The following is a 12195-nucleotide window of genomic DNA, read 5'->3' as shown; positions in this document are numbered from 1 at the left end:
TTTGGGTCAGAATAGGTTCCTGTTACAATCCCGTTTTATTACTATCGTATAAAAAAGAGGAGGATTATCATCATGTTAAAAGGAGTACCAAAAATCTTATCTCCTGAGTTACTGAAAGTATTATGCGAAATGGGTCACAGCGACCGTCTGGTTATTTCAGATGGAAATTTCCCCGCGGAGAGCATGGGAAAAGACGCTGTCGTAATCCGCTGTGACGGGCATGGGGTACCGGAACTGCTGGACGCGATCCTGCAGGTGTTCCCGTTGGATACTTATGTGGAGAAGCCCGTGAACCTGATGGAAGTCATGAAAGGTGATACCGTTAAGACCCCGATCTGGGAGACCTACAAAGAGATCGTGGCGAAACATGATGACCGCGGAGCGGATGCTATCGGACAGATCGAACGTTTCCAATTCTATGATGAGTCTAAAACAGCTTATGCGATTATCGCAACAGGTGAGAGCGCGCTATATGCGAATATCATGCTACAAAAAGGGGTCGTTACGGACTAATCTGCCGTATTCCCCTGAATTTCAGGATCGAACCTGCAGCAAGAGAGATTGTGAACCTGCCTGAAGTGCCAGGTGGGTTCTCGATCTCTTATTTTTATGGGAATTACTTCTAGAGAATAAGAAATATGGAAGGCGCCATCGTCAAAACAAATTTCTTAAATTTTTCTTATAACTTTTTAAATCCTCTTGTAATTCAAAGAAAGCGTGCTATGATAAACTTGAATTTTGCAAGAAATAAATCTATTCTTTACAATCAGGCTTGTCCTGTGGTATAACAGGTTTTGTTTGTTGGATTCAAAAGGGAGAGGAATCCATGGCGCAGTAATTGCGCCACAGGAGGTAATTATGAAGAAATTTGCGAGTTTGCTGGCGGCTTTTGGCATGATGGCGGGATTGTTGTCCGGCTGCGCCGAGGCCCAGGTACAGGCAGAGGAAAGCGAGATTGAACGGATCGACCCGATCGCAGTCAATGGAATTGACTACCAGTCCGTATTCGGCATAACGCTGGAGCCGGGAAGCGAGATCGTGATGATCGCCAAGGGGAATGCCAACCAGTATTGGAAGGCGGTCAGAGACGGCGCGGAACATGCGTTGGAGGATCTGAATGTTTCTCTTGGATATGAGGGATCGGATCAGGTCAAATTGGTCTATGAAGCACCCGATGTGGAAAATGATGTGGAAGATCAGATCAATATGCTCGATGAGATACTGGAGAATCAGCCCGCGGCACTGGCGCTGGCGATTATAGACATGAAGTCCTGTGAATTCCAGCTGGAGCAGGCGCAGGAAAATGACATACCAGTGGTTGCTTTCGATTCCGGCAAGAACAGCGACATCGTTCAGGCTACCTGCGCTACGGATCACTATGAGGCAGCCGCCCGGGCGGCTCAGGAGCTGTGCGACGCGATCGGCGGAAAAGGGCAGCTGGCAGTTCTGCTGGCAGATGATTCCTCGGAGGCTGGTGTCCAGAGGAGAAACGGGTTCATGGATAAGATCCGGATGGATTACCCGGATGTGGAAGTGGTGAATGTCTCTTATATGCTGGATCAGGATATGACGGCGGAAGAGATCGCGGAGCAGGTGATCCGGCAGTATCCGCAGCTGGACGGCTATTTCGGCGGCAATGAGGTGGCCAGCATCGGTATCCTGAACGCGGCCGATAAGCTGGCGGACAGCCAGCTGAAGATCGTAGGTTTTGATTCCGGCCAGGAGCAGATCGAAGCGGTAAAGGAAGGACGTGAGATCGGGTTTGTTTCACAGAAACCTTACGCTATCGGATATACGACCTTTGTGGCTGCTGCCCGGGCAGCCTCGGGTATGCCCAATGCATCGGAGATAAACACAGGTTTTGTGTGGGTAAATGCGGATAATCTGGAGAATGACAGCATTGCCAGAAATTTATATGAATAATAGAAAAAGATCCTCCCCGCAGGAAAGTTATTTTCCGCCGGGAGGATCTTTTTCTGATCAAGGGTATTTTCTTGTAAAGTTTACATAATATTTACAGAAGCTTTATCAGACATCAAAAATAAATATTAAAGAGCGGCATAAGTCCTTATCTGCCAGTGAATCGTGGGAAATATTAACATAAAATATCAATTTTACATTATGTAAATTAGGAATGTGTAAAATGGTTGATTTATCCTTGCAGAATGTGTATAATAAGACAAAACTGAACAAAATTCATAAAGGCAAAACTGTCGAAAGGCAGTGACGCAAAGCTATAGGGTCTACGTCTTATAAAATGAAAAGATATGACGGCCAGTTGCGACTTTTCAGTTTCCGGATAAAGGGGGACTGTTTACTTGCGCTGTGCTTGACTGAAATTTTGCGAGAAACAGGACGGTATAGAGAAACAGAAGGAGCCGGACTGTTTTTTTAGCTTTGAGCACTTAAGGCCCGAGAAATAGGAATATCCCTGTTGTGTAAAATCGCAGGGGTCCACACAGCGGAGAAAAGGGAGATATTGCGGAAGCGGATCGCCGCAGGTATAGAGTTTCCCAAGTGAAACTCTATGTCAAAATTCGCAGGAATAGGAAAGCAAGCAGGGATTTTATGAAGAAGCTTATGACTAAAAATAATCGCGGATTTACCCTGGTGGAAACCATCGTAACCTTGATCATACTGGTAATCTTGTTATCAGTCGCGGGCCTGGGGCTCACGGCTTATATTCGTCACGCGAATTATATTAGAAACAATAATTATGCGGAGACGATTTTTTATGCTGCGCAGACATCCTTAACCCACTATAAGGCAAACGGCCAGTTAAAGGATCTTCAGATTCTGATGGAGGATGAGAGCAAAAATGGAATCAACAAGGGTATGGTGGACATCAGCCGCATAAAGAACCCGGAGATAACGGGCGATCAATATGAAAACCGTCTCTATTACCTTATGATATCAAAGGATGAGAGCAGAAACGATGAGGCCTCTTTGGCGCTGCTGGACCTTCTGTCCGATTATATTTACGACAGCTCCATCCTGGACGCTTCCATCTGCCTGGAGTTTGATCCCTATGACGGCACCGTGTATTCGGCGCTTTACTGCGACAGGCAGCAGGCTTTTACATATGGGGAATCCACCGACACCGAGACCGGAATATCCGACCGTTCCGAAGAAATCAGAAAAGACAAATCTATCGGATTCTACAATGTGGATATGTCAAGTGCCGCTCCCGGCAGCAAGGGAAAGACCGCCCTCAACCGTGTACAGCTGATCAATGATGAGCGTTTAACCCTGAATTGGGCTATGAGCAAAGAATTCGAGCATCTGAGTTCCTTTTTAAGCTACTCCATCGATATCTATGACAGCGAGGAAAAGAGGCCGCTGCTGTCTCTGGCCGTGAACTCCGATGGTTCCGGACAGCCGGAAAAGGATAACTGGATCAAAGCCTATGAACCGGATGAGGACAGCCTGCCGGGGGCTGCAGATACCCGGAACCGTATCTACTGTGATGTCACCTGTCACGTCTATGACGCGGATGGAAATGATGTTCAGAAAGTGATTTCGAACGTACCGTTTTATGCTTATGGGGAAGAGGACAATTCCCTGACCATTGTACTGGACGCGCTGGACCTGGCAGCTCTAAAAGCACCCGCAGCCGGTGAGGCGGACCAGGATTCCAATACGGAAAAAGAAACCTTCAGCATTACCAGACTGGGCTTACAGGCTGAAAATATCTACGCCAGGGTCCAGGCTTCCGGAAAACCATATAAAACCAGCGCGTGGAAACAGAGTGGACCGGAAAACGCGCTGTTTGCAGACAAAAAAACCGATAAGAAAGAGACCGGTGAAGTAACTTATACTGTTAAAAACTTCAGGCATCTGAATAACATACGGTATACGGAAGACGCGAAAAAGACAGCTGCCGAGAAGATTACCTATATCCAGGCCCAGGATCTGATCTGGGCTGGAGAGAAGGGAATACTGGAACGCGGATACGTATATGAGAACGGACAGAAGCCGGAGGGGATCGCCATAAGTCCGGAGTTCCCGGAGGGGGCCGCGGCGGCCTTTGTCCCGGTTCCGGAGCTGAAGAGGAACTCTACGGTTAAAGTGGAGACCGGCCTGCTGCAGAAAAAATATAAGATTAACGGACTCGTATTGTATGAAGCTTCTTCACAGACGGCTGAACCGGCCGGTGATCTGGGGCTGTTCCGGATCAATTCCGGCACGGTGGAGAATCTGACTTTCCGGAATGCCCATGCGGCGGGTGAAGATTATGTAGGCATCGTCTGCGGGCAAAACTATGGGAATCTGGCAGGAATCAACGTGGCAGGCAAAGTGACCGGCGGAAATTATGTGGGCGGTATCGCCGGTTATATGGAGCCGCCGGCTGCTGCCGGAACCGGCGCCGGAGCCAGGGCGGAGAAGTGCGAGAACTATGCAGCCGTGAAAGGACGGGAAGCGGACAGCTTTTACATCGGCGGTATCGCCGGCTATAACAAGGGCGGCACCATAAAAGAATGTATCAGCGCGCCTGCCGACAATCCGTATGATGAGGAAGGAAACCTGGATTCCGGCAAACTGACCGGAATGTTTGTGGGGGGAATTGCCGGATACAACGACCACGGGTATATCGAGAACTGCGGTACTGTGAACCGGGATGAAAATGAAAAAAACGCGGCGGCCTATGTGATAGGAAACCGGTTTGTCGGGGGGATCGCCGGATACAATGCGGGGAAAGCCGTGGCAGACGGCGATGAATACATGATAGCGGGAAGCAGGAAAAACCAGGCAAATGTGGTGGGCGCGGAATATGTGGGCGGGATCGTTGGCGTAAACGGCGAACTGGATATTCCGGAGGACTTCAAACCCGATCCGTCCTCGGCGGATTTCGAAGAGCAGGTGAAGGCCATTCGTCCTCTCAAACGCTTCTCACAGGACGTGATCGTCAGAGGATGGATCAACGAGGGAATTATTACGGCCTGCGGATATGTGGAAGATGACACCATAACCGATCCTATGGCCCCTGATGTGGAGCGGCCGGGATATGCCGGAGGAATCGCAGGCTTCAACGCGGGAGTCCTGGAAAGCTGCTACAGCAAAGTAAACTCCGCCAATAACGGAAAGGATCTGGTGGACGAGGCCTACGTCCTGGGGGGAACCGGGGACTATGCCGGAGGACTCACGGGATACAACTGCGGCTACATCGACAGCGGCGGAAGCGATCTGAATGTGCGCAGTATCGTGGGCGGCAGGAATTACGTAGGGGGAATCGCAGGACAAAATGAACAGGCGGAGGATACCGCATCCGGCAGCGACATCGCTTACAGCGGCCGGATTACCGGATATGTGCTGGGTGGCGGGTACATTCGCGGGGAGAATTTTACCGGAGGCTATATCGGCCTGAATACGACTCCGGAACTGTTCACGGATATACATGGAAAATTGAACCGGATACAATCAAACCCGAATCTGGTGGAAGGCAGCTACTATGTGGGCGGCGCCTTCGGCGGACTTATCATGGCGGCTGATTCCGGCCGGGAGATCGTTATAGACTGTTCCGTGAATAACTTTCTGGGGGATGTGGTATCCCAGGATACGGAGGAGCCGGAGAAAGGGGCCTGCGTCGGCGGCTATGCCGGCTACACCTGCCTGACACAAAACGACCAGTCGGCGTCTGACCGGATCGGCGAAATGATCCGGCGGTTAAGCTCCGTCGGGTCGGTGGATGACATCCTGGCGGAGGATTCTGCGGGAAGCCATACGGACGGCAGGCTGATCTTCGAGGGAAGAGCTGATGAGTATAACAACCGTCTGAAGGGGGTTACAGCGCCCCTCTATGTGGGCGGGGTTGTGGGTTATAATGTACCCTATACCAGGATGGAGATCAGGAATATTCAGAACAGCGCCATTGTTCAGGCCCAGAGGGCGGTTAAGGATTCCTCCCTTGACAGCAGGGAAGACGTCACGTTTTCCTATGCCGGCGGGATCGCGGGAATCGTGACACAGAAGATGGTCATTGATAACTGCCGTAATGTGGAGAACGGGAAGGTTCTGGGCAAAGGCTACTACACCGGGGGTCTGGCGGAAGTAAACCGGGGAACGATCGAGAATTGCGGAAATATCGGAACGCTGAGCGGCTCGGATCATATCGGTTCGGTGGCCGGTCTCAATAAAGGGACGGTGCAAAAATGTACGCTGACCGGCCAGGTGACCGGCGGCAGTGAGGTAGGAGGCCTGGTGGCCTATAATGATGAGGACGGGCTGATCCGGGACAGCGGGGTGAACTACGAGGGAAAAGACAGCGCAGTGCGCGGAAACGGAAAAAATGTGGGCGGTATTGCTGCCCGGAACCGGGGAACCATCACCTCCTGTTTCATCCGAAGCTCTATCGGCATATCAGGAACCGGAGAAAATGTAGGAGGGATCACAGGGCAGAATCTGCCGGAAGGCCGCATTTATCAGACCACGTCGTATTCGGATGACAAGCCTGCCATAGCCGGAGCGGATAACGTAGGCGGGCTGGCGGGTTATAATCAGGGGAAACTGCAGGGGGTCCGGGATTCGGATGACCAGATGCTGATCAACTATGAGGTACAGGCCGCGTCCGGCAGAGCCGGAGGTATCGCCGGGTATCAGGACCAGACCGGACAGATTTCGGGATGGATCATTTCAGGAATCGTTCATTCGGACAGCGGTCTGTCCGGTGGAATCACAGCGGAAAATGACGGCCGGATTCTCAACTGTACGAATGCCGGAATCGTCCGTGCCAGCGGTGACGTAGGCGGTATCGCTGCCCATAATAATGAAAATGCATGGATCGAATCCAGCCGGTGCAAGAGTTTCGTGGAAACCGTACAGGTACAAGGCGCGGGTTATGTGGGCGGAATCGTCGGCTGGAACAACGGCACGGTAAAGGGCTGCTGGCTGGACAGCACCACTCATGTATCAAACAGCATAACTGCGAAAGCAGAAAACTATATTGGCGGAATCGCCGGATATAATCAGGCAGTGATCGAGGATGCGGGCCGCACAGGAAATGTAACGCAAGTGACAGACACGGGAATCGTGTCCAATGTCACAGACTCATCCATAGGCGGGGTATCCGGCTATAACAGCCCCGGAGCACAGATCCGCAGTTCCGACGGCCGGCTCAGGGTCATGGACCCGTCGGTGAAGTTTGGGACTCAGTCATTGAAGGGGAATATCGGTGGAATTACCGGTACTAATCTGGGAACGATTTCCGGCTATTCCTTCGCAGGAACGGTCAGTACCTATATGGGCGGAGATGCCTATGGGATCGGCGGTATCGCGGGGATCAACGGCAGTGATACACAGGAGGCGGTCATTGAAAACTGCTACCTGGACGGAACTGTAATCGGTAAAACCAGCAGTACATTTGACAGCAAATTATCCGGGGGCTACCTGGAAAGAGGACAGGACGCGGTGTTCGCGGGAGGGATCACGGGTCAAAACAAAAAGATGGGAGTGATCCGGGGTTCTGGTTTAAAAAGTGCCGCCAATTCCACGGTAAAACTGATGACAGCCAACAGTTACGCCGGTGGTATCACCGGGGATAATTATGGAACCATCACTGACAGCGGGGCTTCCGGCTATGAGAATAAAAGCTACCCGGTATGGCTGGGCGACACTTCTGCGACCAACAAAAACGGCCGCGGCATTCTGGGCGGAATTACTGGAATCAACGCGCCCACGGGCCGGCTGACCGGCTGTTCCACAGGAAGCGACTGGAGGATCGTCAATAATTACAGCAAGACCGAAGGGGATTATACCGGAGGAATCGCCGGGGTAAATCAGTCCGGGTATGAGATCCTGGAGTGCGAGAACAGAGCCCTTGTCTACGGCGGCTGGGGGGCCGGCGGTATCGTCGGCGGCCAGATCAACCGGTTAAACAGCGGTACCATGATATCCAAATGCACCAACCGGGGAAACGTAAATACGACTTACAGTGACAGCGGCGGAATCGTGGGTCACTGGCGGGAGCTGGGCGGTACCGTAACCGAGTGTGTCAACTATGGTGAGATCAGCACCAACGGGAATGACAGCGATGCCGGCAAATCTATGTTATCCATCGGCGGAATCGTCGGTTCCGGGTGGATCAATCAGAACAATATGGAAATCAATGTGATCCGCTGCGGGAATGAAGGCTATGTCCACGGGGGAAACACGGGAAATATGTCCGTGGCCGGGATATGCGGGGGATTTAATACGAATCAGAACAAGCTGAACCTGTTTATTGCGGACTCCTACAATGCCGGCATGGTCGGTAACAGCAGAGGAGAACGGGCTTCCGGGATCACAGCGGGGGCCGGGAACAAGAAAAATTTAAATATAAAGCTGTACCGGTGCGTAAATTACGGTATGGGCAGCACCAGTAAAAATTATTACGGGATCGGAGATATTTCCGGCAGCACCTTTGACATGAACTATTGCCTGAATACGGTAAATACAGCGATGGCATCTGCGGTCAACGGGAAAAACAATTATTACATCGGATATGAAACCGGTCAGAAGAATTCCGGACCGCCTTACCAGTTGTCCTACTATAACAATTCCAGCAGAAAGAATGTCTGGAATTATAAAAACTGCTCTGTAAATGAACCGCAGGCCCAGCTCACACTGAAAGCCAACGATTACGAGTGGGCGAAGCTTCAGTTCCAAAATCTGTATCTGCCTGCCGATTATGGTTATGACGCGGGACGGCTGAAACAGGATTTCTCCCAGAGCAGTACCATAAGCAGAGAGGATACCGGCGATTTTGACATTTACCGTTTGGCCTATTCCTATCCAGCGGGAGGTTTAAAACAGCTGAATCCGCCGTGGACAGCGAAGATAACGCCCGGAACGGATGATTTCTATACCTTGTCCTGGGAGCCGGATACGGGAACCCAATTATACACGGACCGGTATGAGATCGTGATTACCGGTAAAAAGGACGGAGACGGCGTGCCTGTTTTTACAAAGACCATGTATGCAAGCGGAATGCAAAATCATATGGATTTCCGTGTGGACCAGGAATGTGATTCTTTTGATATTTCCATCCGCGGGATCTGCGATGATGACAGATATGCGGCGTCAGACACCATAACCTTGAAGGACCAGAAGGCCAGAAAGACGCTGCCGGCACCGGAGCTTGTATTGTACCTGGGCTTTCAGTCCGCCGGCAGGATAGAAGGAAACCTGATGATCGAGAACCCGGAAGACTATGCGGATATTCCGGGCTGGAAGATACAGGTATTCAGCGGCAGCAGCACGACGCCGCTGGTGGATACTAAGACCGGACGAAACTCCATCAATCAGGATAACGACCATTTGTACACCCAGGGCGGCACAGGGGATTATACGTTCCGGGCGGTTGCCAGTGCGGACGGATATAACAGTTCCCAGTTCTCTTCCATACAGTATATTATGTCGCCGAACAGCGTTCGAAAAGCAACAGTGACGAATCAGGGTACATTCCGCGGCACCTCCGCGGAGGACTTTAACTACCAGATGCAGATGCGTATGCAGGATACCGATTTTCACCGGGGCATAGTTTACCGGGTGGATATGATCATCCGGGATCAAACGGCAGGCAAAGATAGCGGACGGGTCATAGCCAGCAGTATTGTCTCACTGCAGAGAAACGGTGCGCTGGCCGATGTGGAGCTGGAGCTGACCTCCCAAGAGCAGATCGACGCGCTGATGAACCGGGGGGCCGGGGAAGAGGTTATCATCCGGTATTATCCCTGGGAGAGCGGTATCGCCAAATATTATTATCCGAAGAACGGGCAGATGCAAAGTACTGTGCTGGAGCACTTAAATGCTTACAGTTCCTATGGCGAGTACTCGGCGAAAGGCCTTCCTTCCCGCCAGGAGCCGGTTCCTTTGATCGATGCAGATTACACAGTGGATGATTCCACAGGCCGGGCGATCTATCGTTTCCGGTGGGATCAGGGGAACCTGAACCCCAACGGATATGAAGTGATGCTCACAGGTTACAGCGGAGGTGCGGGGGCGGAGATCCAGACGGTACTCTATCCCAGGCAAAAACTGAATACGAATCTGCTGCAGATCGACGGGACCAACTGGAATTACAGCAGAGTGGAGCTGACGGTGACCCGTAACGGGCAGGAAGGCGTGTCAGTATCCAGTACCGGAAGCGCAGTGTATCCGCTGACCCTGCGGCTGCCGTCGGTAACCAGGCCAACGGCTTCCCTGATGGACGTGGATGAATTAAAATACCGGATTTCCTGGGGAGGTTTGACCGATACATCAGCCTTAGCCGGGTATAATCTGATCTTTACCAAACAGGGGGATTCCGCTGTCACGGCTTCCCTATCGTCGGGAGCCGGGGTGACACAGAAGGATGTCCAGATCGAGAGCGGAGAGCTGGCCGCGTTTAAGGCCGGTGATACAGTCCTGGTCAGTGTGGTGGCGGTGGCAAAACCCAACTCCGGGTATCAGAATTCCTATGCCAGCGACGCGGTTACGGTAATCGTCCCGACGCGGATGGAGCCTCCGGCGGTCAGCGGCTTCGGCCTGTATCACCAGAACAGCTCCGGAGCTGAGCAGGAGGTGGAGGTCTATCCAAATATCCCGCTGATCGAATTCGGGAATCCGGGCTTCAAATTCCGTGTAACCGGCACGGCCGGAGACGGATATTATAAATGTGAGTATGCGGTCCGGGATGGGAAAACCCCGGATTATGAACCGGGCGGAGCAGATTCGGAAGCCGCGGTGATGAGAGGGACGCTTTCCGCGTCGGAGATTACCTTCGGGAACCTGTCCGCGGGAGCGGACCGGGCCGCTCTGGGGCCGGAGAATGCCGGAAAATATCTCTGGATACGGGTGCGGAGTGCATCTGACGGACAGGTGAGTTCCAAGTGGACCGGATGGCAGATCTATCAGCTGCCGAAGGGGCTTATGGATGTGCCGGTATGGACGGCGTCGGCGCAGACCATCGAACACAGTGAAACCAGAGTCCTGGAGTCGGACAGCACCAGCAGTACGGAAAAGATCAGAGTTAACCATCCGGTGCTGGCATTCCAGCCGGTACAGTTTGCGAAGCAGTATGATCTGGAGATTACGCAGCAAAAGGCAGCCGAAGGCGGTAACAGCGGCAGCCCGCCCCAGGAAGAGACATATCGGTTCCGGGTCGGAGTGGACGGCGACGGTGCGGCAGCAGTGAATGTGCTGAACCAGGATGGTTCCGTGGGCGCAGCGCTGACCGGGTCCGCCAGGCCTGACGCGCCCCAGACCCAGGTGTTTACCTTATATGAAAATACGCTGACAGGAACGGACACCGCAGTACAGGGAACATACCGGTATACGTTAAAATTGCAGGCGCTGCTCTACATCACTACGGACAGTACCGGGAACATCAGCTATCAGCTGCAGCTGCCGGACGGCAGGGAGGTGGATGCCTCAGGAAAGGAAAAAGACGGAATCCACGAGAATGCGCAGGCCTATACGCCGACCGGTAAGGCGGTAATCCAGGCAGTTCCGGATGATGCCGGCAGGTACGACGTATTGGAGAGAAGCACCTGGATCAAAACAGACAGCGGATATGATATCATAAGTGAGCCGGTCCCTTCGGTCAGATCAGCAGAATCCGGAGGTGATGAAAATGGTTAATTGGCGGAAGATGAGAAAGGAAAGGGCGGACGGTCAAAAAGGGTATACCATGATCGTGGTGATGTGTCTGATGTGCCTGTTCGTGGCCCTGTCCCTTTCGATTCTGCTGTCCGCGACCCTGATCGTCAGCAGGGCGAACCAGTCCTTTGCCCAGGAGCAGAGCCGGATCTCGGCGATTACCTTCAGTGAATGGCTGAAGGAGCAGCTGGGTATGGACCCGGCGGACAGTGCGTTCTGTGCGAAGATAAACCAGCAGCTGGAAGATCCGTCCTGGTTTGATTATGACCCGGGGACGGCGGGACACGGAGCGTCGGAGACGATCAAGAAAACGGATGCGGTATTGTATCCGGACGATCCTGCCTTCCCGGCGAATGAAAAGTTCGGCACTATATCCACGCAGATCTATTGGGAGACCGCAGACCGGAATGATCCGGATAAACTGCACTGCGAACTGGTTATTATCGTAAAGTGCGAGGTGGATGACCAGCAGTACAGCATCACCGGCAGATATGAAAAGACATACCGGGCAGTGGATCAGGGCCAGGCGGTGACAAAGGATGACTGGCTTGGTACCTGGAGCCCGTCGGGGAGGGAATAAAT

At 52.4% G+C, this 12195-nt stretch carries 4 protein-coding genes and 1 riboswitch; all 4 genes read left to right on the top strand.

Translation table 11 applies throughout. The features are described from left to right. Nucleotides 1-72 precede the first annotated feature (72 nt). The 4 genes from ABC831_RS01065 (at nucleotide 73) to ABC831_RS01050 (ending at nucleotide 12193) form a co-directional block, all read left to right on the top strand. Nucleotides 73-513, top strand: coding sequence for an RbsD/FucU family protein (locus ABC831_RS01065; protein ID WP_343246443.1), 441 nt, complete (start codon nucleotides 73-75; stop codon nucleotides 511-513). Between the two features lie 345 nt (nucleotides 514-858). Next, nucleotides 859-1923 carry an ABC transporter substrate-binding protein gene (locus ABC831_RS01060; RefSeq protein ID WP_343246442.1) on the top strand — a complete coding sequence of 355 codons (1065 nt, stop codon included), beginning with the start codon at nucleotides 859-861 and terminating at the stop codon, nucleotides 1921-1923. Between the two features lie 270 nt (nucleotides 1924-2193). Next, nucleotides 2194-2286, top strand: a riboswitch (cyclic di-GMP riboswitch). Nucleotides 2287-2580: 294 nt separating this feature from the next. Continuing rightward, nucleotides 2581-11595, top strand: coding sequence for a prepilin-type N-terminal cleavage/methylation domain-containing protein (locus ABC831_RS01055; RefSeq protein ID WP_343246441.1), 9015 nt, complete (start codon nucleotides 2581-2583; stop codon nucleotides 11593-11595). Then, entirely contained in the window at nucleotides 11588-12193 is a 606-nt protein-coding gene (locus ABC831_RS01050) for a hypothetical protein (protein WP_343246440.1), read from the top strand. Before ABC831_RS01055 ends, ABC831_RS01050 begins: the two co-directional genes overlap by 8 nt. The last annotated feature ends 2 nt before the right edge of the window (nucleotides 12194-12195 follow it).

Origin of the sequence: Diplocloster hominis (assembly GCF_032380655.1) — a bacterium.
Lineage (GTDB): Bacteria > Bacillota > Clostridia > Lachnospirales > Lachnospiraceae > Diplocloster > Diplocloster hominis.
This window is presented reverse-complemented; position numbering and strand designations above follow the sequence as displayed.